Origin of the sequence: Lysobacter antibioticus (genome assembly GCF_001442535.1) — a bacterium.
GTDB classification, from domain to species: Bacteria; Pseudomonadota; Gammaproteobacteria; order Xanthomonadales; family Xanthomonadaceae; genus Lysobacter; species Lysobacter antibioticus.
This window is the reverse complement of sequence record NZ_CP013141.1, coordinates 4,355,032-4,378,863: the sequence shown is the minus strand read 5'-3', so window position 1 is coordinate 4,378,863 and position 23,832 is coordinate 4,355,032. Positions and strand designations below refer to the sequence as shown.

Annotated in this window: 20 protein-coding genes and 1 pseudogene; 16 read left to right on the top strand and 5 right to left on the bottom strand. The window is 67.8% G+C overall.

What is annotated here, in order from left to right; genetic code table 11:
* Positions 1-30 precede the first annotated feature (30 nt).
* The 3 genes and pseudogenes from gpmI to GLA29479_RS17785 all read left to right on the top strand — a co-directional run.
* Positions 31-1,566: a 2,3-bisphosphoglycerate-independent phosphoglycerate mutase gene (gene gpmI, locus GLA29479_RS17795; protein WP_057972387.1), complete on the top strand. Its 1,536-nt coding sequence runs from the start codon at positions 31-33 to the stop codon at positions 1,564-1,566.
* Positions 1,566-2,876, top strand: coding sequence for a murein hydrolase activator EnvC family protein (locus GLA29479_RS17790; RefSeq protein WP_082638787.1), 1,311 nt, complete (start codon positions 1,566-1,568; stop codon positions 2,874-2,876). Before gpmI ends, GLA29479_RS17790 begins: the two co-directional genes overlap by 1 nt.
* A 473-nt stretch (positions 2,877-3,349) precedes the next feature.
* Positions 3,350-4,715: pseudogene (locus tag GLA29479_RS17785) on the top strand (S41 family peptidase); the annotation flags it as partial.
* Positions 4,716-4,720: 5 nt separating this feature from the next.
* Here the strand turns inward: GLA29479_RS17785 and GLA29479_RS17780 are convergent.
* Positions 4,721-5,038 carry a DUF1820 family protein gene (locus GLA29479_RS17780; protein WP_057972386.1) on the bottom strand — a complete coding sequence of 106 codons (318 nt, stop codon included), beginning with the start codon at positions 5,036-5,038 and terminating at the stop codon, positions 4,721-4,723.
* Between the two features lie 266 nt (positions 5,039-5,304).
* Positions 5,305-6,000 carry a rhomboid family intramembrane serine protease gene (locus tag GLA29479_RS17775; protein ID WP_057972385.1) on the bottom strand — a complete coding sequence of 232 codons (696 nt, stop codon included), beginning with the start codon at positions 5,998-6,000 and terminating at the stop codon, positions 5,305-5,307.
* 265 nt (positions 6,001-6,265) lie between these two features.
* On the opposite strand from GLA29479_RS17775, the gene GLA29479_RS17770 reads away from it, so the two are divergent.
* The 3 genes from GLA29479_RS17770 to GLA29479_RS17760 all read left to right on the top strand — a co-directional run bounded on the left by GLA29479_RS17770 (position 6,266) and on the right by GLA29479_RS17760 (position 8,978).
* Entirely contained in the window at positions 6,266-7,645 is a 1,380-nt protein-coding gene (locus GLA29479_RS17770) for an OmpP1/FadL family transporter (RefSeq protein WP_057919362.1), read from the top strand.
* 216 nt (positions 7,646-7,861) lie between these two features.
* Complete coding sequence (locus tag GLA29479_RS17765; protein ID WP_057972384.1) at positions 7,862-8,578, top strand: MOSC domain-containing protein; 717 nt, start codon at positions 7,862-7,864, stop codon at positions 8,576-8,578.
* Between the two features lie 145 nt (positions 8,579-8,723).
* A complete protein-coding gene (locus GLA29479_RS17760; RefSeq protein WP_057919360.1) occupies positions 8,724-8,978 on the top strand; it encodes a DUF2164 domain-containing protein in 255 nt (84 codons plus the stop codon).
* Positions 8,979-9,149: 171 nt separating this feature from the next.
* Here the strand turns inward: GLA29479_RS17760 and GLA29479_RS17755 are convergent, their stop codons facing one another.
* Together GLA29479_RS17755 and putA are read right to left on the bottom strand one after the other, a co-directional pair.
* Positions 9,150-9,611: a DUF3574 domain-containing protein gene (locus GLA29479_RS17755; protein ID WP_082638785.1), complete on the bottom strand. Its 462-nt coding sequence runs from the start codon at positions 9,609-9,611 to the stop codon at positions 9,150-9,152.
* Positions 9,612-10,005: 394 nt separating this feature from the next.
* Positions 10,006-13,182 carry a bifunctional proline dehydrogenase/L-glutamate gamma-semialdehyde dehydrogenase PutA gene (gene putA, locus GLA29479_RS17750; RefSeq protein WP_057972382.1) on the bottom strand — a complete coding sequence of 1,059 codons (3,177 nt, stop codon included), beginning with the start codon at positions 13,180-13,182 and terminating at the stop codon, positions 10,006-10,008.
* A gap of 638 nt (positions 13,183-13,820) precedes the next feature.
* Here putA and coxB point away from each other — a divergent pair.
* The 5 genes from coxB (at position 13,821) to GLA29479_RS17730 (ending at position 18,169) form a co-directional block, all read left to right on the top strand.
* On the top strand, positions 13,821-14,759 hold the full coding sequence (coxB, locus tag GLA29479_RS17745; RefSeq protein ID WP_057972381.1) for a cytochrome c oxidase subunit II: 939 nt from the start codon (positions 13,821-13,823) through the stop codon (positions 14,757-14,759).
* Between the two features lie 26 nt (positions 14,760-14,785).
* Complete coding sequence (gene ctaD, locus GLA29479_RS17740) at positions 14,786-16,411, top strand: cytochrome c oxidase subunit I (protein WP_057919358.1); 1,626 nt, start codon at positions 14,786-14,788, stop codon at positions 16,409-16,411.
* 84 nt (positions 16,412-16,495) lie between these two features.
* Entirely contained in the window at positions 16,496-16,627 is a 132-nt protein-coding gene (locus GLA29479_RS25995) for a hypothetical protein (RefSeq protein ID WP_257720580.1), read from the top strand.
* A complete protein-coding gene (locus tag GLA29479_RS17735; RefSeq protein WP_082638784.1) occupies positions 16,624-17,241 on the top strand; it encodes a cytochrome c oxidase assembly protein in 618 nt (205 codons plus the stop codon). Before GLA29479_RS25995 ends, GLA29479_RS17735 begins: the two co-directional genes overlap by 4 nt.
* A 49-nt stretch (positions 17,242-17,290) precedes the next feature.
* Positions 17,291-18,169 (top strand): cytochrome c oxidase subunit 3, encoded by an 879-nt coding sequence (locus GLA29479_RS17730; protein ID WP_057919357.1) that lies wholly within the window; start codon positions 17,291-17,293, stop codon positions 18,167-18,169.
* A gap of 328 nt (positions 18,170-18,497) precedes the next feature.
* Here the strand turns inward: GLA29479_RS17730 and GLA29479_RS17725 are convergent, their stop codons facing one another.
* Positions 18,498-18,725, bottom strand: coding sequence for a twin transmembrane helix small protein (locus GLA29479_RS17725; RefSeq protein WP_057919356.1), 228 nt, complete (start codon positions 18,723-18,725; stop codon positions 18,498-18,500).
* A gap of 105 nt (positions 18,726-18,830) precedes the next feature.
* Between GLA29479_RS17725 and GLA29479_RS17720 the strand changes: the two genes are divergently transcribed.
* The 5 genes from GLA29479_RS17720 to GLA29479_RS17700 all read left to right on the top strand — a co-directional run bounded on the left by GLA29479_RS17720 (position 18,831) and on the right by GLA29479_RS17700 (position 23,814).
* On the top strand, positions 18,831-19,571 hold the full coding sequence (locus GLA29479_RS17720) for an SURF1 family protein (RefSeq protein WP_057973255.1): 741 nt from the start codon (positions 18,831-18,833) through the stop codon (positions 19,569-19,571).
* Complete coding sequence (locus GLA29479_RS17715; RefSeq protein ID WP_425599950.1) at positions 19,568-20,176, top strand: hypothetical protein; 609 nt, start codon at positions 19,568-19,570, stop codon at positions 20,174-20,176. The genes GLA29479_RS17720 and GLA29479_RS17715 overlap by 4 nt, the downstream gene beginning before the upstream one ends.
* Before the next feature lie 149 nt (positions 20,177-20,325).
* The gene (locus GLA29479_RS17710; RefSeq protein ID WP_057972380.1) at positions 20,326-21,513 is read left to right on the top strand and encodes a COX15/CtaA family protein; all 1,188 of its coding nucleotides are present in this window, start codon (positions 20,326-20,328) and stop codon (positions 21,511-21,513) included.
* On the top strand, positions 21,513-22,445 hold the full coding sequence (gene cyoE, locus GLA29479_RS17705) for a heme o synthase (RefSeq protein ID WP_057919353.1): 933 nt from the start codon (positions 21,513-21,515) through the stop codon (positions 22,443-22,445). The genes GLA29479_RS17710 and cyoE overlap by 1 nt, the downstream gene beginning before the upstream one ends.
* Positions 22,446-22,515: 70 nt before the next feature.
* The gene (locus tag GLA29479_RS17700; protein ID WP_057972379.1) at positions 22,516-23,814 is read left to right on the top strand and encodes a Xaa-Pro dipeptidase; all 1,299 of its coding nucleotides are present in this window, start codon (positions 22,516-22,518) and stop codon (positions 23,812-23,814) included.
* The last annotated feature ends 18 nt before the right edge of the window (positions 23,815-23,832 follow it).

Genomic DNA, 23,832 nt, shown 5'->3' with positions numbered 1-23,832 from the left:
CCCCTGCCCCAAGTCATAGGAACTCCCGACGTGTCAGCGCCTTCCCGCCCCAAGCCCGTAGTGTTGTTGATCCTGGACGGTTGGGGCCATCGCGACGATCCCGCCGACAATGCCCTGGCCCAGGCGACCCTGCCGAACTGGCACGCCCTGCTCGCGAGCGAACCGCATACCCTGATCCACACCGAGGGCCGTCACGTCGGCCTGCCGGACGGGCAGATGGGCAATTCCGAAGTCGGCCACATGAATCTCGGCGCCGGTCGCATCGTCTACCAGGACCTGACCCGCGTCGATGCGGCGATCGAGGACGGCAGCTTCTACGCCAACGAAGAACTGCGCGCGGCCTGCGCCGCGGCCAAGGCGAACGGCGCCACCTTGCAGGTGATGGGCCTGCTCTCGCCGGGCGGCGTGCACAGCCACGAGCAGCACATCTTCGCCATGCTCGAACTGGCCCGCCGCGAAGGCGTGGCCCGGGTTGCCGTGCATGCCTTCCTCGACGGCCGCGACATGCCGCCGAAGTCGGCTGCACCGAGCCTGGAGCGTCTGCAACAGGTGTGCGAGCGCGTCGGCAATGCGCACATCGCCTCGATCAGCGGCCGCTACTATGCGATGGACCGCGATCAACGCTGGGACCGCCAACTGCGGGCCTGGAATGCGATCGTCGACGCCGCCAGCGAACATCGTGCGGCGAGCGCACTCGAAGGGCTGGAGGCCGCCTATGCGCGCGGCGAGACCGACGAGTTCGTTGCTCCGACCGTGATCGGATCGAGTGCGGCGATGGCCGACGGCGATGCGGTCGTGTTCATGAATTTCCGCGCCGACCGCGCCCGCCAGCTGACCGCGGCCTTCGTCGATCCGACGTTCTCCGGCTACGAGGCGCGCCGGCCGAAGCTGTCGCGCTTCGTTTGCCTGACCGAGTACGACGCCAAACTGCCGGCGCCGGTCGCGTTCGGTCCCGACGACCTGCACAACACGCTCGGCGAACTGCTGGCCGCGAACGGCCTCACCCAGTTGCGCATCGCCGAGACCGAGAAGTACGCGCACGTGACGTTCTTCTTCAGCGGCGGCCGCGAGGAACCGTATGCCGGCGAAAGCCGCATCCTGATCCCGAGCCCGAAGGTCGCGACCTACGATCTGCAGCCGGAAATGAGCTGCCCCGAGCTGACCGAAAAGCTGGTCGCGTCGATCCGCTCCGGCGCCATCGACGTGGCGGTCTGCAACATCGCCAACCCCGACATGGTCGGCCACACCGGCGACCTCGGTGCGGCGATCAAGGCCGCCGAAGCGGTCGACCAGGCCATCGGCGCGGTCGCCGCGGCGGTACGCGAGGTCGGCGGCGCGCTGCTGGTCACCGCCGACCACGGCAACCTGGAAATGATGCGCGACCCGGAAACCGGACAGCCGCACACCGCGCACACGGTCGGTCCGGTGCCGTTCGTCTATCTCGGCTCGCGCAAGACCACGTTGCGTAGCGGCGGCGCCCTGCGCGACGTCGCCCCGACCATGCTCGACCTGCTCGGCCTGGCGCAACCGGCCGAAATGACCGGGCAGAGCCTGCTGGAGCGCTGATGGCCAATCTGCGCGATCTGCGCGGCTGGGGCGCGGCGGCGACGCAAGCGCTGGCGGCGATGACGCTGGTCGCGGCGTCGCTGCTCGTGCCTGCATCGGCCGCGATGGCGGCGGCGCAGAACAGCAGCCGCGAGACCGAACGCAAGCTCGAGAAGATCAAGACCGAGTTGAAGTCGGTCGCCGCCGAGCGTCGCCAACTCGAAGGCCAACGCGGCGACGCTTCGCAGCAACTGCGCGCCGCCGACGAACAGGTCGGTCATTCCAACCGCGCCCTGCGCGAGACCGAAACGCGTCTGGCGCGCGAGCAGGCCGCGTTGAAGGACCTGCAGACGCGTCGCGACGAGCTCAACGGCAAGCTCGGCTCGCAACGCCAGGAGCTCTCGCGCCTGTTGCGCGCGGCTTACGCGCAGGGCAACGACGCGCCGTTGAAGTTGTTGTTGTCGCAGGACAAGGTCGCCGACAGCGGCCGCATCCTGACCTACCACGGCTACGTCCAGCGCGACCGCGCACGCCGCATCGCCGAGCTCAGCACGCAAGTGCGCGAACTCGATGCGATCGAGCGCGAGATCGTCGAGCGCCGCGTCACCCTCGACAGCACCCGCAAGCAGCAGCGCAACCAGCTCGGCCAGCTGGAGAAAGACCGCAAGGCGCGTGCCGCGCTGGTCGCGCAAATCAACGAGAAGTACGAAGACCGCAGCACCCGCGAGCGCGAGCTCGGCCGCGATGCCAAGGGCCTGGAGCAATTGCTGGCGAAATTGCGCGCCGCCGCCGCCCGCGCCGAGGCGCAACGCCGCGCCGCCGCCAAGGCCAAGGCCGAACGCGAAGCGCGCGAGGCGAAAGCGGCAGCCACCGCGGCGGCTTCGGGCAAGCCCGCGCGCACGACCACGCCTCGCAAGCCGCCGGTCGCGGTCGCCAGTACGCCGCCGCCGCAGGTCGGCGGCCTGGGCTGGCCGGTGTCGGGCGCCTTGCTGGCCGGGTTCGGCGGCACCATGCCCGACGGCCGCAGCAGCGAGGGCCTGTTGATCGGCGCCGCCGCCGGCAGCACGGTCAAGGCGGTCAGCGACGGCACCGTGGTCTATTCGGAGTGGATGACCGGTTACGGCCTGCTGCTGATCATCGACCACGGCAACGGCTACATGAGCCTGTACGCGAACAACGACGCCCTGCTCAAGGACGCCGGCGCCGCGGTCAGGAAAGGCGAGGGCGTCGCCACGGTCGGCAGCTCCGGCGGCCATGGCCGTCCGGCCCTGTATTTCGAGCTGCGCCGCGGCGGCCAACCGGTCAATCCGAACACCTGGTTGCGACGCTGATCGCGCATTTAACAAAAGCTTGCAAACGCGCCGATTAACGTGCGCAGATAGCCGGTCGAACCCGGGCCGCCTGCCGCGGTCCAACCGGTACCTGTCTCGGAGCTTCGTGCATGTCCCTGCGTCATCCTTTGCGTAGTCTGCTTCCGCTCGCACTCGCGTTCGGCGCCGCTCCGGCCTTGTCGCAGCAGGCGCCTGCGCAGCCGCCACCGGTGCAGCAGGCGCCGGCGACTCAGGCGCCCGATGAGCCGGCGCCTGGCAAGCCGGCTCCCGATAAGCAGACTCCCGACAAGCAGGCCGCCGAACAACCGGCCGCGGACGAACCCGCGGCACAGCCGCCGACGCCGGATGCAGCGCCGGCCAAGGATCAGGAGGTCCCGCCGGCGCAGGCGCCGAGCAGGGATGCGCCGGCCAAGGACGCGCCCGGGCAGAAGGCGCCGGAACAAAAACCGGCGCAGGATAAACCTGCCGACAAGCCCGCCGACAAAGCCGTCGCCGGCAAGGGCAAGAAGGGCGACGACGCCAGCGATTCCAAGGTGCCGATCGAGGAGATCCGGCGTTACGTCGCTGTCTACAACGCGGTCAAGCAGGCCTATGTCGAACCGGTCGACGACGCCAAGCTGATGCATTCGGCGATCCGCGGCCTGTTGTTCGATCTCGATCCTCACAGCGTCTATCTCGACAAGGTGGCGGCCGAGGATTTCGACGAGCAGTCGCGCGGCGCCTACGACGGCATCGGTGTGGAACTGCAGCGCCAGCCCGACGGCAGCCTGCGGGTGATCTCGCCGATCGACGACACGCCGGCCGCGCGCGCCGGCATCAAGGCCGGCGACCTGATCACCGCGATCGACGGCAAGCCGTTCAAGGTCGACGAAGGCGACAGCTCCGGTCCCTTGCGCGGCGCGCCCGGCAGCAAAGTCGTGCTGACCATCGTGCGCGAGGGCCGCGACAAACCCTTCGACGTCACCGTCGCGCGCGAGACCATCCGCGTCGCCAGCGTCAAGGGCCGCATGCTCGAACCCGGCTACGGTTATGTGCGGGTCAGCGCGTTCCAGGCCGACACCGCGGCCGATTTCGAGAGCCAGTTGGAGAAACTCAAGACCCAGGCCGGCGGCAAGCTGCGCGGCCTGGTGATCGACCTGCGCAGCAACCCCGGCGGCCTGTTGACCTCGGCGGTGCAGATCGCCGACGACCTGCTCGAGAAGGGCAAGATCGTCAGCACCCGCGGCCGCATCGCAATCAGCGATGCCGAGTTCGGCGCGACCCCGGGCGATCGTCTCGATGGCGCGCCGGTGGTGGTCTTGGTCGATGCCGGTTCGGCCAGCGCCTCGGAAGTCTTAGCCGGCGCGTTGCGCGACAACGGCCGCGCGCGCGTGGTCGGCAGCCGCACCTTCGGCAAGGGCTCGGTGCAGACCGTGCTGCCGCTCGACAACGGCGACTCGGTCAAGCTGACCACGGCGCGTTATTACACCCCGAGCGGCAAGTCGATCCAGGCCCTGGGCATCATCCTCGACGTGCTGCTGCGCGCGGCCAAGAGCGAGGACGACAAGCGCCCGAGCTACTACAGCGAAGCGACCTTGCCCGGCCACCTGCATGGCGACGAAGAGGACGCGCCCGGCACCAACGCCGGCGAAGTGCTCGAAGGCGATGCGCCGATCGCCTCGGCCTTGGCCGAACTCAAGAAACCGGTCGCGACCGCGGCCGGCGACAGCAAGCATCGCTGAAGCAGACGTCGCTGAGGCAGGCGTCGCGCCGATCGCAACGCAAGCAAGGCCGCGCACAAACGAAGAACCCGGCCATTGGCCGGGTTCTTTCGTTGCGGCGCCTGAACCGTCGCCGGCGTTCGCTCAGCGCGGTTTGGCCGGCAGCGGGAATGGCGTCACCACTTTCTCGCCGGTGGTGGCGTCGCGGATCGCCGACTGGCCTTTGCGCTCGACTTCCTCGACCCGCACGATGCTCTGCATCGGCAGGTGCAGCACGCGGGTGCTGCCGAACTCGTCGCGCAGACGCTCCTCGGTCGGGTCGACCACCAGGCCTTCGTGCAGGTCGAAGACCAACTCGCTGACCTCGGTGAACCCCCACAGATTGCCCGAGGCGATCTTGCGCGCGTACAGCTCGTAGATCTTGCCGGCGTTGAGGAAGGTGACTTTGTAGAGGGTGGCCATGTGGAGCCGGGAATGGGGAATGGGGAGTCGGGAATCGTAGGAGCGACAACGCTGGTGCTGTGGTTAGCGTGGGGCCGGAGGCCAGGAACTCAAGACCGATCGAGGACCGCAGAGAGGCCGGGAATCGGGAATCGGGAATCGGGAATCGGGAATGGGGAATGGGGAATGGGAAAAGCAGAGTGCTACGGCCGACCCGCGTTAGCGGCCGCCGCCACGCCGCCGCTCTTACGATTCCCGAATCCCCATTCCCGATTCCCGGCCCCTAATCAATAGCCCCGCTTGCGCCGCAGCCGCCGTGCGATGCCGGCGCGGGCGATCAGGGCGAACGCGCCGCCGAAGGCGAAACCGGCCAGATGCGCCGACCAGGCCACCGCACCGAAGGCCGGGCCGATGAAGGTGAAGACCACCTGCAGCAAGGCCCAGACCCCGATCAGCAGCGGCGCCGGGACTTTGACGAACTGCAGGAACAACCCAAGCGGCACCACGACTCCGAGCTTGGCGTTCGGGAACAGGGCCAGGTAGGCGCCGATCAAGGCCGAGACCGCGCCGCTGGCGCCGATGATCAGCCGGTCGGGGGTGCCGATCGCGATCACCGCGGCCAGGTTGGCGACCGCGCCGCCGCACAGGAACAGCGCCAGCAGCCGCCAAGGCCCCATCGCGCGTTCGGCCGGCAGCCCGAAGATCAACAGGAATACCAGGTTGCCGAGCAGATGGGCCCAGTCGGCGTGCAGGAACAAGGCGCTGAACAGGCGCAGCGCGCTGCCATCGCGGATCGCCTCCCACCAGGCCAGCGGGCTCGACAGGCCGCCCGACAGCGCCCCCCACTCGAGCATGAGCCGGCGCTGCTCCGGGTCCGGCAGCACCACCGCCGAGACGATGAAGCACAGCCAGAGCAGCGCGAACAGCAAGGGGGTCGCCCAGCGCAACCGGGTCCGCTCGCGCGAGGGAATGGCGACGAACATGACCTCAGCTCCGTCCGTCGGGCACGGCCGGGCCAGCTCCCGGGAGGGGGCCAAATGGCGGAAACGTCCGTGGGGCGTGGCTTTGCGACATCGGTACGGTACGGGTTTGCGGCCTTGGGCGTATTGTTAGCGTTCGGTTAATAGCCGCGCTATAGTGCATACGGCGTCGTACGTCGGGAGGGGTTTCCGGCGGAACCGGGCCTAACCCGCGGCACCGTGTATACGGCCGTGTTAGACAAAAAATACTCCAACGGAGACTACACGCATGCAACCCTCACAACGCATCTCTCGCCTGACCGCACTCGCGCTCGGCATCGCCGGCGTCATCAGTGTCGGTTCGGCCGGTGCGACCGGCTTCCAGATCCGCGAAAACAGCATCCGCAACCAGGGCCGCAGCTTCGCCGGTAGCGGCGTGGCCAAGAACGACGCTGCCGTCGTGTCGAACAACCCGGCGGCGATGGTCAACGTGGACTCCACCACGATCCGCAGCGACATCACCATCATCGACCTCACCGCCAAGTTCACCGGCGGCGGTTCGGCCGCAGCCGGCAGCCCGCTGGCGCGTCCGCTCACCGGCGGCAACGGTGGCGACCCGGGCGACGCGACGCCGGTTCCGGCGCTGTCGCTGGTGGTGCCGCTGACCGGTTCGTTCGAGAAGCTGACCCTCGGCGCCAGCCTCAGCGCGCCGTTCGGCCTGAAGACCGAATACGACAAGGACTGGGTCGGCCGCTACAACGCCGTCGAGTCCGAAGTGAAGACCATCGACCTGACCTTCTCGGCCGCGGTCGCCCTGACCGACCGCTTCTCGGTCGGTGCCGGCCTGATCTACGAACGCGCCGAAGCCACCCTGACCAACGCCGTCGACTTCGGCTCGGCGATCTGCCGCGTCAGCGTCGCCGCCTGCGTGACCCCGAACCCGGTCGCCGCACCGTTCGGTCCGCAGAAGAACGACGGTTTCGCCAAGGTCAAGGGCGACGACTACGGCATCGGCTGGCTGGTGGGCTTCCACTTCCGCCCGACCGACAAGTTCTCGATCGGTTACTCGCACCGCTCGGAAATCGATCATGAGCTGGAAGGCACGATCGACTTCACCAAGCCGGGCAATGTCTCCGCGCTGTTCGCCGCGCGCGGCATCACCCAGTACAACAGCGGTCCGGGCGGCGCCAAGCTGACCACGCCGAGCGTGGATACGCTGAGCCTGCAGTACGAGTTCACCGATCAGTTCCGCATGATGGCCGACATCCAGGCCACCGATTGGCACTCGATGCAGTCGGTCGACATCGTCCGCGCCAACGGCACGCCGGTCACCAGCGAAGCCTTCGGTTGGGAAGACACGATGATGTACGCGCTCGGCGCCGAGTACGATCTCAGCGATTCGCTGACCCTGCGCGGCGGCGTCGCGATCGACGAAACCCCGACCAACGATCACGCCCGCACCCCGCGTCTGCCCGACAACGATCGCAACCTGTACTCGATCGGTCTGACCTGGAACGCCAACGAGCACCTGAGCGTGGATGCGGCCTATACCCGCATCACCATCGACAGCCCGACCATCAACACGGTCTCCAGCAGCGGTTCGACCCTGCAGGGTTCGTACAAGGGCCACGCCGACCTGTTCGGCCTGGCCGCTCAGTACAAGTTCTGATCGACGCCTCATCGCAGTAAACCAAAGCCCCGCTTCGGCGGGGCTTTTTTTGCCTGCGGTTTTCGCGCCGCTTCGGCAGGCAGCGGGGCGCCGCATGCCCGGGCCGGACGCGTATGCGAAAATCCCGCGTATACCGCCGCCTCCGAGTCCGAAGCGGCTTTGCGGCACTCGCCGCGCCTCCCAGCCCCGCCGCAGGCCGCGGCACAGGACGCCTCATTGAGCGCTGACGTCTCTTCCGATTCCCGCCGCATCCTGGTCGATACGTTGCTGTGCGGCCGTGCCCGACCTTATACGCGGCCCGGCAGCCTGAGCGCGATCGCCAAGACCCCGCTCGCGGGTCGTGTGCGCATCGGCGAGTCGGGTCTCGAAGGCGACGAGCAGGGCGACCGGCGCGTCCATGGCGGCCCCGACAAGGCCGTGCATCACTATCCCTACGATCACTACCGAGCCTGGCGCGAGGAACTCGGTCCGCATGCGCTGCTCGACCGCCCCGGCGCGTTCGGCGAGAACCTCAGCAGCAGCGGCCTGACCGAAGCCGAGGTCTGTCTCGGCGATCGGTTTCGTTGCGGCTCGGTGTTGCTGGAAGTCAGCCAGGCGCGCCAGCCGTGCTGGAAACTCAACGACCGTTTCGCGATCGCCGACATGGCGCGACGGGTGCAGGCCAGCGGCCGCACCGGCTGGTATTACCGCGTGCTCGAAGCCGGCGAGGTCGAGGCCGGCGATGCGCTGGACCTGGTCGAACGCGCGTGGCCCGACTGGAGCCTGCAACGCATCGCCACGATGCTGTACACGCGCACCCTGGATCGGGAGGAACTGCAGGCCGCGCTGGCGCTGCCGTTGGTGCCGTCATGGCGCAAGCTGGTCGAGGCGCGGCTCGCGCGCGGCGCGGTCGAGGATTGGAGCTCGCGCATCGAAGGCCCGGTTACTCCGTGAGGCCGAAATGCGTGTGTCGCAGCGTGCGTCGTAGTGCGCGGCGCAGCGAGTGCGATCCGTCCCTGCTATCTCTATGGTCGCGGCAGACGCTGCCGACGTCGCCTTCGGCGGCGTGTCCACCCCACCGATGCGGAGCCGTCGAGGCATGAGCGAGATCAAGTTCTCCAACGAGGAAAAGGCGCTGATCGTCGCCAAGCTGCAGCGCTACTTCAGCGAGGAGCTGAAGCAATCGATCGGCCGTTTCGATGCCGAGTTCATGCTCGACTTCATTGCCGACGAGATCGGCGCCTATTTCTACAACCGTGGCGTGCTCGACGCCCACGCGCTGTTGTCGGCCAAGTTCGAGGACATCGGCGACGCCTTCTACCAGCTCGAACAGCCGACCGACTTCAAGCGTTGATGTGGCCGCAGTACCGAGGACGAGCGCGGACGCCGCGGCGGTTTCGGACTTCTCATTCGGTGACGTGTCGGTTCGGCTTGGCTCGGCCTGCGTCGCCTTGAGTCACAAGCGCGGCCTCGTGTCGCCGATATGCCGGCATGCTTTTGCATCGCGCGGGGCACCGTGTGCCGCTCAGCTCGCCGGCGATTCGCGCCGTGTGCCCCCACTGTCTTGGGCGAAGCAGGCGCGCGCCGGCAGACTGATCACCAGCACCGCTTCCTGTTGGAATCGGCGTTTGTACTCGTCGGCGATCTCGACCACGCGCTGACGGCCGGCTGCGCTGTCGAGGTGAACCAGGTCGATCGCGCGCGAATCCTCGCGTTCGATCTCGCCGCTGGCGCCGCGCCACTGGCCTTGCGCCTGATAGATGGTCAAACCATCGGGGAAGCGCGGGGTGACGACCTCGGCGAGGAAGGCCTGCCATTGGCTGTCGCTGACCGGGCCGGACGGACTGTTCATGCCGAACAGCACCCGGTCGAGCCGGCGTTCGCCGCAGGCACTGGCGTCGCCCGGCTTGACCGGCAATGGAGCGAGCGAAGCGCAGGCCGTGAGTGCGCACAACAACGCGGCCGACAACAAGGATCTGCAGGACATCGGCGTAGCTCCGCGGGCGATGCAGCTATCTTGCGCGCGGCTCTGGCTTCGATGGGTCCGCCAGTAGGCGGTTATGCGATGCGTGTCGCAGAGCGGTGCAGGCCTGGATAGCGACGGCTTTGGGGTAGGAGCGGCGCGAGCCGCGACCCAACCGAAGAGGTGTGCGTCAGCGTCGCGCCCGGAGCCTGGACAGACGGGGAATCTCGCAAGGCAAGTCGAACGGCCGGGCTTCGGTTGCTGCGCTTTCGATCACCTTTCCGGTTGGTCGCGGCTTGCGCCGCTCCTACAGTGGAGCCGACGGGCACCGCCCCAAACGCGCACGGCGCGACCCGAGGGCCGCGCCGTGCGCGTTGCGTGGCCGCGTTTGGACGCGGCCGACGATGGGGTGCCGCGATCAGTCGCCGAGGGTCAGCAGCGAGGCATTGCCGCCGGCCGCGGTGGTGTTGACGGTGATGGTCTTCTCGGTGGTGAAGCGCGGCAGATAGTGCGGGCCGCCGGCCTTGGGGCCGGTGCCGGACAGGTTCTGGCCGCCGAAGGGCTGCACGCCGACGACCGCGCCGATCTGGTTGCGGTTGACGTAGCAGTTGCCGACCTTGACCCGCGCGCTGATGCGCTCGATGGTCTCGTCGATGCGCGAGTGGATGCCGAGGGTCAGGCCGTAGCCGGTCGCGTTGATCGCATCGATCACCGCATCCAGCTGATCGGCCTTCCAGCGGATCACGTGCAGCACCGGGCCGAACACTTCCTTGTGCAACTGGTCGAGCGACTTCAGGGTGTAGGCGCGCGGGGCGAAGAAGCTGCCGTGGGCGCTGTCGGCGTCGACCGCGACTTCGCCGATCTTCACCGCTTCCTTGTCCATGCGCGCAGCGTGCTCGACGAGCATCTTCAGCGCGTCTTCGTCGATCACCGGGCCGACGTCGGTCGACAGCAGGCCGGGGTTGCCGATCTTGAGCTCGGCCATGGCGCCGGCCAGCATCGTGGTGACCTTGTCGGCGATGTCTTCCTGCACGAACAGCACGCGCGCGGCCGAGCAGCGCTGGCCGGCCGAAGTGAAGGCCGAACCGATCGCGTCCTTGACCAGTTGCTCGGGCAGCGAGGACGAGTCGGCGATCAGCGCGTTCTGGCCGCCGGTCTCGGCGATCAGTACGCCGATGGCGGCGTCGCGCGCGGCCAGCGAGCGGTTAATGGCGCGCGCGGTGTCGGTCGAGCCGGTGAAGGCGACGCCGGCGACGCGCGGGTCGCGGGTCAGCGCCGCGCCGACGGTGGCGCCGTCGCCGGGCAGGAACTGCAGCACCGCTTCCGGCACGCCGGCTTCGTGCAGCAGTTTGACCGCGTAGTAACCGATCAGGTTGGTCTGCTCGGCCGGCTTGGCGATGACGCTGTTGCCGGCGGCGAGTGCGGCCGAGATCTGGCCGGCGAAGATCGCCAGCGGGAAGTTCCACGGGCTGATGCAGACGAACACACCGCGCCCGGACAGGTGCAGGGTGTTGGACTCGCCGGTCGGGCCCGGCAGCGCTTCCGGCGCGAACAGCTTGCGCGCCTGCTGACCGTAGTAACGCAGGAAGTCGACCGCTTCGCGCACTTCGGCGACGCCGTCGGGAATGGTCTTGCCGGCTTCCTTGGTGCACAGCGCGATGTATTGCGGCATGCGCTGCTCGAGCAGGTCGGCGGCGTGTTCGAGGATCGCGGCGCGGCTGGCGGCCGGGGTCGCATCCCAGGCTTCCTGCGCGGCGACCGCGTTCTTCAGCGCCAGCTCGACGGTGGCGCTGTCGGCGGCCTGCCACTGGCCGACGGTTTCGCGGCGGTCAGCCGGGTTGGTCACGGCGATGTTCGGGCCGGTGACGGTCGCGCCCGGCACCAGCGGCGCGGCGCGCCAGTCGCCGACGGCGGCGTTGACTTCGGCGGCGAGGGTCTGCAGTTGCTGGTCGTTGGCGAGATTGACGCCCATGGAATTGGTCCTTTCATTGCCGAAGCTGCGGTACAGGTCGGCCGGAAGCGGAATGCGCGGATGAGGAATGCTGGCGAACGCGGAGACGGTCTCGACCGGGTCCTGGATCAACTCGTCGATCGCGATGCTCTCGTCGGTGATGCGGTTGACGAAGCTGGAGTTGGCGCCGTTCTCGAGCAGACGGCGCACCAGGTAGGGCAGCAGGTCTTCGTGCGAACCGACCGGGGCGTAGACGCGGCAGGGCACGTCGAGGCGGTGCGAGGGAATGACCTCGGCGTAGAGGTCGTCGCCCATGCCGTGCAGCTTCTGGAACTCGTAGTGACGCTCGCGGCCCATCGCCTTGGCGCGCTGATGGATCGTGGCGATGGTCTGGGCGTTGTGGGTGGCGAACATCGGGTAGATCGCGTCGCTGGCTTCGAGCATGCGGCGCGCGTTGGCGAGGTAGGACACGTCGGTGTTCGGCTTGCGCGTGAACACGGGGTAGCCCACCTGTCCGTCGACCTGGGCGCGCTTGACCTCGCTGTCCCAGTACGCGCCCTTGACCAGGCGCACCGGAATGCGGCGGCCGGTCTTGCGGGCCAGGTCGGCGATGAAGTCGATCGCTTCCGGTGCGCGCTTCTGGTAGGCCTGGATCGCCAGGCCATAGCCTTCCCAGCCGTCGAGCGAGGCATCGGAATACGCCGCGGCGATGACATCGAGCGACATCTCCAGGCGGTCGGCTTCTTCGGCGTCGATGGTGAAACCGATGCCGTAGTTGCGCGCCAGCTGCGCCAGTTCGAGCACGCGCGGGGTCAGCTCGGCGAACACGCGTTCGCGCTTGGCATGTTCGTAGCGCGGATGCAGCGCCGACAGCTTGACCGAGATCGAAGGCGCGCCGAAAACGGCGTCCTTGTCGTTGGACGCGCTGCCCGACTGCGCGCTCTTGCCGATCGCGTGGATCGCGTCGCGGTAGGCCTGCAGGTAACGCAGGGCATCCTTGGTGGTCAGCGCGCCTTCGCCGAGCATGTCGAAGGAATAACGGTAGTTGGCGTTGTCGCCCTTCTTCGAGCGCGACAGCGCTTCGCCGATGGTGCGGCCCATCACGAACTGGTGGCCCATGATGCGCATCGCCTGGCGCACGGCCAGGCGGATCACCGGTTCGCCGACGCGGCCGACCAGGCGCTTGAAGGCGTTGTGGACGTCGCGCTTGGTGTCGTCGTTGAGGTCGACCAGCTTGCCGGTCAGCATCAGGCCCCAGGTCGAGGCGTTGACCAGTACCGAGTCCGATTGACCCAGATGACGCTTCCAGTCGGCTTCGCCGAGCTTGTCGCGGATCAGCTTGTCGGCGGTTTCCTGGTCCGGAATGCGCAGCAGGGCCTCGGCCACGCACATCAGCAGCACGCCTTCCTCGCTGCCGAGGTCGTACTGGCGCATGAAGGCTTCGATCGCGCCCTGGTCCTGGGCGCGGGCGCGCACGCGCTTGACCAGCTCGGCGGCGGTGGCCTGGGCGGCGTCGCGGTCGGCGGCCGGCAGGCGCGCCAGTTCGAGCAGGTGGCGGACGTGATCGGCTTCGTCGCGGACCCAGCCGGCGGTCAGGGCCGCGCGTGGGCCCGAAGGCGGTGCGGGCAGTTCGGGGCTGATCATGGCGGCTGCGGGCTGCGCGTTGGAAAGCGCAGCGCTCGAGCGCGCCGGCGGACCGTCGTGGGCGACGGTGGAAGAGACGTTGGTGGACATCGGACCCGGCACTGGGGTGGGAGTCCGGCATTTTAGAGCTTTCTATCGGTCGCGGCCTGTACCGGATCGGTTCGGGGCGGGCCCGGTGCGAGAGCGCCGTCGCAAGGCCGGCCAACCGGTCGGCCGCCGCCATCGGATGAGTGTCGTCGGATGGGCGCCGGAGCGGGCCGCCGCGGCTGCGGCGACCGGCCCGATCCGCGCGTTGCGCGCACTGGACCACCGCAACTTGCATCCGTCACGCCTGCGATCGGCCGTCGCCGACACTCATATGAGGCGCCGAACTGGCGCGCAAAGCTTGTCGCTGCGGGGCGCGGGCGGTTTCCGGACCGGTTGGGGCTAGCACCTCCGGGTTGCCGCAAGACGGGGCGGCCGCTACCATTTCTCGGTTATCCGTAGCGCCGATCCCGGCGTGATGGGCCCTCGACAGGGCTCGCCAGCCACCACTTCCGCACAGCCTCACGCCCAGGACATCGGCGCGGACGGGGCGGGAGGGGCAGCCCGCGGAGCACGAAAACGAAAACCACACTGATTTTTCGGGGCTCGAACTGATGAAAGCCGGTCGTTTCAAGCAGTGGGCAGCGGGCGTCGCCGCATCGGCGTTGCCTGTCCTTGCGTTTGCTCAGGCGGCCGATCCCAAGCCGTGGCAGCTGAATATGGGCAAGGGCGTGACCGCCCAGTCGATGAACGCCTACTCGGCGCACATGTTCGCGCTGTGGGTCTGCGTGGTGATCGGCATCCTGGTCTTCGGCGCTATGGCCGTGGCCATGTTCAGGTTCCGCAAGTCCAAGGGCGCCGTCGCCGACAAGGACTTCACCCACAGCACCAAGCTCGAGATCATCTGGACCGTGGTGCCGGTGGCGCTGCTGGTGTTGATGGCCTTCCCGGCCACCAGCAAGCTGATCGCGATGTACGACACCCGCAACGCGGCGATGACGGTCAAGGTCACCGGCTTCCAGTGGATGTGGAAGTACGACTACCTCGGCGAGAACGTCTCCTTCACCAGCCGCCTGGACCGCAAGAGCGACCAGCTGCGCCAGGCCGGCAAGCTCGTCACCAAGGCCGACCACGAGCATTACCTGCTCGACGTCGACAACGTCCTGGTGCTGCCGACCGACACCAAGATCCGTTTCGTGATCACCGCCGACGACGTCATCCACGCATGGTGGGTGCCGGCGCTGGGCTGGAAGCAGGACGCGATCCCGGGCATCGTCAACGAGGCCTGGACCGAAATTAAGGAGCCTGGCGTCTACCGCGGCCAGTGCGCCGAGCTGTGCGGCAAGGACCACGGCTTCATGCCGATCGTCGTGCGCGCCCTGCCCAAGGCCGAATACCAGCAGTGGCTGGCCGAGCAGAAGGCCAAGAACGCGCCGGCGGCCCCGGCTGCTGCACCCGCGGCCGCTCCGGCCGATGCCGCTCCGGCTTCCGCCGCAGCCCCGAACACCGACACCACGACCGCCGCGGCTCCGCACGCAGCGGTCGTCGGTTGATCGTCAGCACTCTTCAGAGGTAGGCCATGGCAGCCACGCACCCCGTCGCCGATCATCACGATCACCACGATGATCACGCCCACAAACAGGGCTTCATCGAGCGTTGGTTCTTCTCGACCAACCACAAAGACATCGGCACGCTGTACCTGATCTTCAGCTTCGTCATGTTCATCATCGGCGCCTTCATGTCGGTGATGATCCGCTGGGAGCTGATGGAGCCGGGCCTGCAGCATCTGAAGCCGGAAGTCTTCAACCAGATGACCACCATGCATGCGCTGGTGATGATCTTCGGCGGCGTGATGCCGGCCTTCGTCGGCCTGGCCAACTGGATGATCCCGCTGCAGATCGGCGCGCCGGACATGGCGCTGCCGCGCATGAACAACTGGTCGTTCTGGATCCTGCCGTTCGCCTTCACCCTGCTGCTGATGACCCTGTTCCTGGACGGCGGCGCTCCGGCCGGCGGCTGGACCCTGTACCCGCCGCTGTCGCTGCAAGGCGGCAACAACGTCGCTTTCGCGATCTTCGCCATCCACATGATGGGCATCAGCTCGATCATGGGCGCGATCAACGTCATCGCCACCATCCTCAACATGCGCGCCCCGGGCGTGGACCTGTTGAAGATGCCGATCTTCTGCTGGACCTGGCTGATCACCGCCTTCCTGCTGATCGCGGTGATGCCGGTCCTGGCCGGCGCGGTGACCATGCTGCTGACCGACAAGTTCTTCGCCACCTCGTTCTTCAACGCGGCCGGCGGCGGCGACCCGGTGATGTTCCAGCACATCTTCTGGTTCTTCGGTCACCCCGAGGTCTACATCATGATCCTGCCGGCGTTCGGCGTGGTCTCGGAGATCATCCCGACCTTCGCCCGCAAGCCGCTGTTCGGCTACCAGGCCATGGTGTACGCGACCGCTTCGATCGCCTTCCTCTCGTTCATCGTGTGGGCCCACCACATGTTCACCGTCGGCATGCCGCTCGGTGGCGAGATCTACTTCATGTTCGCGACCATGCTGATCGCGGTGCCGACCGGCGTGAAGGTGTTCAACTGGGTCACCACCATGTGGCGCGGCTCGATGTCGTTCGAGGCGCCGATGCTGTGGGCGATCTCGTTCGTGATCCTGTTCACCATCGGCGGTTTCTCGGGCCTGATGCTCGCGATCGTGCCGGCCGACTTCCAGTACCACGACACCTACTTCGTGGTCGCGCACTTCCACTACGTGCTGGTGACCGGCGCGCTGTTCTCGATCATCGCCGCGGTGTACTTCTGGTGGCCCAAGTGGACCGGCCGCATGTACAGCGAGCCGATGGCCAAGTTCCACTTCTGGTGGACGATGATCTTCGTCAACCTGCTGTTCTTCCCGCAGCACTTCCTGGGCCTGGCCGGCATGCCGCGCCGCATCCCGGACTACAACGTGGTGTTCGCGGACTGGAACCTGATCAGCTCGATCGGCGCGTTCGGCATGTTCGTCACGCCGTTCATGATGGCCTTCATCCTGCTGCGCTCGAAGAGCGTCGGCGCGAAGGCCGAAGCGCGAGCCTGGGAAGGCGCGCGCGGCCTGGAATGGACCGTGCCGAGCCCGGCGCCGCACCACACCTTCGGTACGCCGCCGGTGATCCGCGACGGCGATCTGGCCCACGGCGACATCACCCACTAAGCGATCAGGACACAGGACCCGCGACCGGCCGCGTATTCAGCGCTTCGATTCGATAGCGCGCTTGCGCGGTCCAGGCGAACCACGATGACCCAGTCCCACGACCAGCACGACCTCGCCCATCGCCGTTCGGCCGCGCGCCGCACGGCGCTGTGGTTCGGGCTGGCCGCGGTGGCGGTCTACGTCGCCTTCATCCTTACCGGGGTGCTGTCGCAATGAGCGCCGAAGACGCCAAGGCCAACGCCGAGGTCCGCCGCCAGGCGAGCCCGAAGATGACCCGGCTGATGGTGCTGGTCGCACTGGGCGCGTTCGGCTTCACCTTCGCCCTGGTGCCGATGTACCGCATCGCCTGCGAAAAGGTGTTCGGCATTCGCCTGGAACGCGGCGTGGTCGAGGCCCAGGCGGCGGCCGCGCCCGTCGCCGACCGCATCGTCACAGTGCAGTTCGACGGCAGCGTCAATTCCAAGCTGCCTTGGGACTTCAAGCCGCACCAGTTCAGCATGCAGGTGCGTCCGGGCGAGCAGTACGAGACCACCTACTACGCCCGCAACACCACCGACCGCGCCATCGTCGGCAGCGCCTCGCCGTCGGTCGCGCCGGCGCGGGCCTCGGGCTATTTCAACAAGACCGAGTGTTTCTGCTTCACCGCCCAGACCCTGCAGGCGGGCGAATCGCGCGACATGCCGGTGCGTTTCATCGTCGATCCGAACCTGCCGGCCGAGATCAAGACGATCACGCTGTCCTACACTTTCTCCAAGAACGACGTGCTCACGGCGCGCCTGCAGCAAGGATCGGTGTCCAAGACCGCGTCCTCGCCGCTGTCGGCGCCGTAAGCGGCTCAGCACCATTCAAACCAGCACCACTTATCACTGGAACGCCGCCATGGCCCACGCTCACACGCCAGACGCCAATATCTACTACGTGCCGCACAGCAGCCGCTGGCCGTTCCTCGGTTCGATCGGTCTGTTCACGACCATGATCGGCGTCGCCAGCTGGCTCAATGAAGTCAGCTGGGGCAAGCCGGTGTTCTTCGTCGGCCTGGCGATGATGGTCGGCGTGCTGTTCGGCTGGTTCGGCGACGTCATCCGCGAATCGGTGCGCGGCAACTACAACAAGCAGGTCGACGTCTCGTTCCGGATGGGGATGATCTGGTTCATCTTCTCCGAGGTGATGTTCTTCGCCGCTTTCTTCGGCGCGCTGTTCTACGCCCGCAGCCTGGCCCTGCCGTGGCTCGGCGGCGAAGGCGACGGCGTGATGACCAACAGCCTGCTGTGGCCGCAGTTCAGCGCCGCCTGGCCGAGCAGCGGTCCGGCCGCGGTCGGTGGCGTGTTCGAGACCATTCCGGCCTGGGGCCTGCCGCTGCTCAACACCCTGATCCTGCTGACCTCGGGCTCCACGGTCACCGCCGCGCACCACGCGCTCAAGGGCGGCCACCGCAAGGCGCTGTTGTTCTGGCTGGGCCTGACCGTGCTGCTGGGCTGCCTGTTCCTGTTCTTCCAGGCCGAGGAATACATCCACGCCTACACCGAGCTCAACCTGACCCTGGGTTCGGGCATCTACGGTTCGACCTTCTTCATGCTCACCGGTTTCCACGGCCTGCACGTGACCCTGGGCACGATCATGCTGGCGATCATCTGGTTCCGTTGCCTCAAGGGCCATTTCGACAAGGACAACCACTTCGCGTTCGAGGCGGTGGCCTGGTACTGGCACTTCGTCGACGTGGTCTGGCTGGGCCTGTTCCTGTTCGTCTACGTGCTGTAAGCGCGACGCGGCGGAATCGGCAAAATCACGACGAGGGCCGGCGCTGCCGGCCCTTCGTTTTTTGAGCGGACGGTGAGTGGTTCGCGGCGCAGCGGCCGCGGTGCGAAGCCGGCGCCGGCAGTTGGCTTACGTGTAACTTACAAGGACGTCATTCCCGCGGAGGCGGGAACCCAGTGACTTCGAACGTTCTCGTACGAAAGACTCTGGATGTTCGGCTGCGTCGAAGTAAGGCGGAGCCCGCCTTCGCGGGAATGACGTTGCGAAAGATGCGCCGCGGGCGCGGTTGCCGCTGCGTTGCGATCCGCCGGCCAAGCCCGGCCAGCCGGGATCAGCGCGGGTTGGAGCCGATCCCGTGCGGTTCGATCCAGCCCATCCACATCGCGAACAGGATGATGGCGATCAGCGCGATGGACAGCGCGATGCGACGGGTCAGCGCATTGACCGTGCGTTTGCTCTGGCCCTTGTCCACCAGCATGTAATACAGGCCTGCACCCAGGTTCCAGAGGATGACGATCAGGAAGCCGACCACCAGCAGGATCTTCAGCGACTCGTTCATCGCGGGCTCCTTAAGTGCGCGCAACGCGCGCGCGGTTGCATTTGCTGCGCGCAAAGCGCGCGCAGATGCGCTGCGTGGATTATCGCAGCCTGCCGGGAGGATGTGGTGAGCCGTCGCGGCACCTGGCTGTTCGGCTGGACGCTCGCGCTCGCCGCGATCGCACTGTTCGCCAACCTGGGGCTGTGGCAGGGCCGGCGTGCGGTCGAGAAGCAGGCCATGCTCGATGCTGCCGCAGCGGTCCTGAGCGAGCGCACTCCGCGGCCGTTGGCCGCTGCCGACGACCCGGTCCGCGCCCGCGACTACGACTGGGCGATGGGCCTGGGCCGGTTCGACCAGCGCGGCGCCCTGCTGCTCGACAACCAGCAGCGCAACGGCCGCGCCGGGGTGCGCGTCTATCGTATTTTCGTGCCGGTGCGGGGCGGGCCGTTGCTGGTCGACCTGGGCTGGTTGCCGCTCGGCGGCGATCGCAAGCTGCCGGCCATCCCCCAGCCCGAGGGCGAGTTGGCCGTGCGCGGGCTGCTGGCGCCGCCGCCGTCGACCGGTCTCGCACTGGGCCCGGGCATCGGCCGCGAAGGCGAGGGCTGGCTGCTGACCCGGGTCGACCCGAAGGCGATCGCCGAGGCCACTGGCCTGTCGGCGCCGCTCGCGCCGCGCGTGTTGCGCCTGGACCCCGCGCTCAAGCTCGGTTACGAGCGCGACCTGGAACTGCTCGCCAACACCTTGCCGCCGGACAAGCACCGCGGCTATTCGCTGCAGTGGTTCGCGCTCGCCGTGGCGGTGCTGGTCACCGCTCTGATCCTCACGTTCCGTTCCAAGCGCCTCCTTTCCGACGATGACCCCTCATGACCGATTCCGCCGGCTCCGCTTCCACCGATTCCGCTTCCGACGACCCCGTGTTTCATCGGCAGCGCAACCGTAACCGTTGGGTATTGGTGCTGATCGCCGCGTTCTTCTTCGTGCCGATGCTGATCGCCGGGGTCATGCGTTTCACCAACCACCACCCGGCGGTGAGCCGCCAGCACGGCGAACTGCTCGAGCCCAAGCCCGACTTGCGCGCGCTGCAGCCGCGCTTGGCCGACGGCAGCGTCTATGCCTGGAACCCGCCGGCGCGGATCTGGCGCATCGTGGTCGCGCCGGCGCCGGATTGCGCCGAGGCCTGCGTCGAGTTGTCGCAGCAGCTCGACACGGTCTGGCAGCTGTTCGGCAAGGACGCCGACCATGTCGAGGTGCTCTGGCTCGGCGAACCGCCGGCCGGCGCCAAGCGCCCGGCCAGCCTGCGCGTGCTCGGCCCCTCGCCGGAGCTGCGCGCGCACCTGCCGCGGCTGAACGACCCGGCCGGCGTGCCGCTGTACGTGGTCGACCCGAACGGCTTCGTGATTCTGCGTTACGCTCCCGGCACCGATCCCGGCGGGCTGCGCGCCGACCTGGCCAAGCTGCTGAAACTGATGTGAGCGGCGGCGCCGATCGGTCGCGCCGCGAGCCACGGCAAGAATGAGCGCGCCGGAGCGGGAGGTCGGGAACGGCATGAAACAAACCAAGTCGCCGGGACTCGACCGGCCGCACGAGTGTTGCAGCAGAGTTGGGTAGGAACGAGTTTCGAATGAGCGTAACCAACAAGCCCGGATCCTCCGATCCGTTTACGAACGGCCTGAGCAAGACCGGCCTGTCGAAGAATTTCCATCGCATCGCCTGGCTGGCGGTCGCGCTGGCGCTGTGCGTGATCGTGTTCGGCGCCTTCGTGCGCCTGTCCAACGCCGGCCTGAGCTGCCCGGACTGGCCGACCTGCTACGGCCGTGCGGCCTGGCCGACCAGCGCCCACGAGATCACCGACCACGTCGCCACCGCGATCCGTCCGGTCGAAGTGCACAAGGCCTGGCGCGAGCAGTTCCATCGCATGATCGCCGGCCTGCTCGGCGTGCTGGTGTTGATCCTGGCGTTGGTGTCGGCGCGCAAGCGTGCCTACGGGGTGCCGCAGGTGATCGCCGCGGCCGCGGTCGTGGCCGTCGCGATACCGCTGTACATGAAGGGCCAGCATGTCGCCGCCTCGGCGCTGGCGATCGTCGGCGAAGCCATCCTGCTCGCCGCGGCGCTGCGCTGGAGCAATACCGATCTGTCGCGGGTGTCGGCGCTGACCCTGGCGGTGATCATCTTCCAGGCCCTGCTCGGCATGTGGACGGTGACCTGGCTGCTCAAGCCGGTCGTGGTCATGGGCCATCTGCTCGGCGGCCTGCTGACCTTCTCGTTGCTGGTGTGGACCGCGTGGCGCGCGATCGGCCACCCGATCCGCCTGGCCGATGCGGCGAACGTACGCCGCTTGATCATGCTCGGCATCGCCGTGCTCGGCGTGCAGATCGCGCTCGGCGGCTGGACCAGCGCCAACTACGCTGCGCTGGCCTGCGGCAACGATTTCCCGACCTGCGTCGGCCAGTGGTGGCCGCGCCACGACTTCGGCGAAGCCTTCGTGCTGTGGCGCGGCATCGGCGTGGACTACGAAGGCGGCATCCTCGACGGCGAGGCCCGCATCGCCATCCAGCTCGCCCACCGCATCATGGCCGGGGTGGTGTTCGTGTATCTGCTGGGCCTGACGGTGAAGCTGTTGCGCACGCCCGGCATGCGCGGCTGGGCGAGCCTGCTCGGCGCGCTGACCCTGGCCCAGGTCGGCCTGGGCATCGCCAACGTCAAGCTCGGCCTGCCGCTCGCGGTCGCGGTGGCGCACAACGCCGGCGCCGCGCTGCTGCTGTTCGCGCTCGTCTCTTTGCTCGCACGCCTGCGCACGCCGGAGCCCTGATGAATACCGCCAAGCGCCCGACCGCCAAGCAGTACTGGGACCTGACCAAGCCGCGCGTCGTCGCGCTGATCGTCTTCACCGCCTTCGTCGGCATGTTCCTGGCCGTGCCGGGCTGGCCGCCGCTGCGTGAGTCGGTGCTCGGCTTCTTCGGCATCTGGCTGGCCGCCGCTTCGGCGGCGACCATCAACCAACTGCTGGACTCGCGCATCGACGCCAAGATGGCGCGCACCTCGTGGCGGCCGATCGTCGCCGGACAGGTTTCGCCGACCCAGGCACTGGTGTTCGCGCTGATCCTGGCGGCCCTGTCGATGACCATCCTGGTGGTCTGGGTCAACGCGCTGACCGCGTGGCTGACCTTCGCCTCGCTGATCGGCTACGCGGTGGTCTACACCGTGTTCCTGAAGCGGGCCACGCCGCAGAACATCGTCATCGGCGGCATCGCCGGCGCGGCGCCGCCGCTGCTCGGCTGGGCCGCGGTCACCGGCATGCAGGGCGAGTGGGACTGGGCCCATGCGCTGTTGCTGGTGCTGATCATCTTCGTGTGGACGCCGCCGCATTTCTGGGCCCTGGCGATCTTCCGCCGCGCCGACTATGCGCGGGCGATGGTGCCGATGCTGCCGGTCACCCACGGCGTCGAATACACCCGCTGGCAGATCCTGTTCTATACGATCCTGCTGACGGTGGTCTCGGTGCTGCCGTGCGTGTTCGGCATGAGCGGCTATTTCTATCTGTTCGGGGTGTTGGTGCTGGACGCGGTGTTCCTCTACCACGCCTGGAAGCTGATGAACCCGCCCGACGAGCTGTACGCGATGCGGGTTTTCAACTACTCGATCGTCTACTTGATGGTGTTGTTCGCATTCTTGCTGATCGATCACTGGCTGCCGTCGTCGATGCAGTCGGCGCCCTTGTTCGAGCTGCAGCGGATGCGTTGATCGTCCGCGCCGCGCAGGCGCCCAATCGCGCGCGCCGCACCGGCGCCCAATCGCTAGAGGAAGGTCGCCGATGAGAAACCGGATCGCGTGCTCGATCATGGCGCTGTTGCCGCTGTCGGCGGCCAATGCCGCGCAGGCGCAGGACGCCGCGCCGCCGCCGCGCGAACTGGTGGTCACCGCGGCCAAGCTGTTCGATTCGCGCAGCGGACGCCTGCTCGACAACCCGCAGGTGTTGATCCGCGACGGCCGCATCGTCGAGGTCGGCCGTGCCGGCGATGCCGCGCCGGCCGGTGCCAAGCGCCTCGACCTGGCCGGCATGACCCTGCTGCCGGGCCTGATCGACATGCACACCCATCTCGATGCCGACCCGACCTACGGCGGCTATACCAGCCTGCAGTTCAACGACCGCTTCTGGTCGGTGCTCGCGGTCAAGCACGCCCAGGACACGCTGGCCGCCGGCTTCACCACGGTGCGCAATCTCGGCGCCGACGCCTGGAACGACGTCGGCCTGCGCCAGGCCATCGACGAGGGCAAGCTCAGCGGTCCGCGCATCGTCTCGGCCGCCTACGGCTTCGGCGCCACCGGCGGCCATTGCGACTCGACCTTCTTCCCGCCGTCGATGCAGCAGCGCAGCCCCTTCAACGCCGACTCGCCCGAGCAGGCGCGCCAGCGCGTGCGCGAGCTGCGCAAGTACGGCGCGCAGGTGATCAAGATCTGCGCCACCGGCGGCGTGTTTTCGCGCAACACCGAACCCGGCCAACAGCAGCTGAGCCTGGAGGAAATGAAGGCGGTCGCCGACGAGGCGCATCGCTGGGGTCTCAAGGTCGCCGCGCACGCGCACGGCACCAGCGGTATCAAGGACGCGATCCGCGCCGGCATCGACACCATCGAGCACGCCAGCCTGATCGACGAGGAAGGCATCCGCCTGGCCAGGCAGCACGGTACCTGGTTATCGATGGACATCTACAACACCGACTACACCCAGGTCGAGGGCAAGAAGAACGGCGTGCTCGAAGACAACCTGCGCAAGGACCGCGAAGTCGCCGACATCCAGCGCGAGAACTTCCGTCGCGCCCATCAGGCCGGAGTGAAGATGGTCTACGGCACCGACACCGGGGTCTATCCGCATGGCCAGAACGGCCGCCAGTTCGCGGTGATGCAGCGCTACGGCATGAGCGCGGCGCAGGCCATCCAGGCGGCGACCGCGAACGCGGCCGAAGCGCTGGGCAGCAAGGACGTCGGGGTGATCGAGAAAGGCCGCTGGGGCGACATCATCGCGGTCGCCGGCGACCCGACCCGGAACGTCGCCTTGCTCGAAGCCGTGCCGGTGGTGATCAAGGGCGGCGAGGTGGTCAAGGACGCGCGCTGAGCGGTTCGGCCGAGCGCG

Bases quoted from the DNA above. Each gene is read 5' to 3' on its own strand.
- GLA29479_RS17730 (WP_057919357.1), top strand. From the start codon at position 17,291: ATGGCCCACGCTCACACGCCAGACGCCAATATCTACTACGTGCCGCAC.
- GLA29479_RS17710 (WP_057972380.1), top strand. From the start codon at position 20,326: ATGAGCGTAACCAACAAGCCCGGATCCTCCGATCCGTTTACGAACGGC.
- GLA29479_RS17755 (WP_082638785.1), bottom strand. From the start codon at position 9,611: ATGTCCTGCAGATCCTTGTTGTCGGCCGCGTTGTTGTGCGCACTCACG.
- GLA29479_RS17700 (WP_057972379.1), top strand. From the start codon at position 22,516: ATGAGAAACCGGATCGCGTGCTCGATCATGGCGCTGTTGCCGCTGTCG.
- GLA29479_RS17725 (WP_057919356.1), bottom strand. From the start codon at position 18,725: ATGAACGAGTCGCTGAAGATCCTGCTGGTGGTCGGCTTCCTGATCGTC.
- GLA29479_RS25995 (WP_257720580.1), top strand. From the start codon at position 16,496: ATGACCCAGTCCCACGACCAGCACGACCTCGCCCATCGCCGTTCGGCC.
- GLA29479_RS17775 (WP_057972385.1), bottom strand. From the start codon at position 6,000: ATGTTCGTCGCCATTCCCTCGCGCGAGCGGACCCGGTTGCGCTGGGCG.
- ctaD (WP_057919358.1), top strand. From the start codon at position 14,786: ATGGCAGCCACGCACCCCGTCGCCGATCATCACGATCACCACGATGAT.
- putA (WP_057972382.1), bottom strand. From the start codon at position 13,182: ATGATCAGCCCCGAACTGCCCGCACCGCCTTCGGGCCCACGCGCGGCC.
- GLA29479_RS17790 (WP_082638787.1), top strand. From the start codon at position 1,566: ATGGCCAATCTGCGCGATCTGCGCGGCTGGGGCGCGGCGGCGACGCAA.
- cyoE (WP_057919353.1), top strand. From the start codon at position 21,513: ATGAATACCGCCAAGCGCCCGACCGCCAAGCAGTACTGGGACCTGACC.
- GLA29479_RS17780 (WP_057972386.1), bottom strand. From the start codon at position 5,038: ATGGCCACCCTCTACAAAGTCACCTTCCTCAACGCCGGCAAGATCTAC.
- GLA29479_RS17770 (WP_057919362.1), top strand. From the start codon at position 6,266: ATGCAACCCTCACAACGCATCTCTCGCCTGACCGCACTCGCGCTCGGC.
- GLA29479_RS17715 (WP_425599950.1), top strand. From the start codon at position 19,568: ATGACCGATTCCGCCGGCTCCGCTTCCACCGATTCCGCTTCCGACGAC.
- GLA29479_RS17735 (WP_082638784.1), top strand. From the start codon at position 16,624: ATGAGCGCCGAAGACGCCAAGGCCAACGCCGAGGTCCGCCGCCAGGCG.
- coxB (WP_057972381.1), top strand. From the start codon at position 13,821: ATGAAAGCCGGTCGTTTCAAGCAGTGGGCAGCGGGCGTCGCCGCATCG.
- GLA29479_RS17760 (WP_057919360.1), top strand. From the start codon at position 8,724: ATGAGCGAGATCAAGTTCTCCAACGAGGAAAAGGCGCTGATCGTCGCC.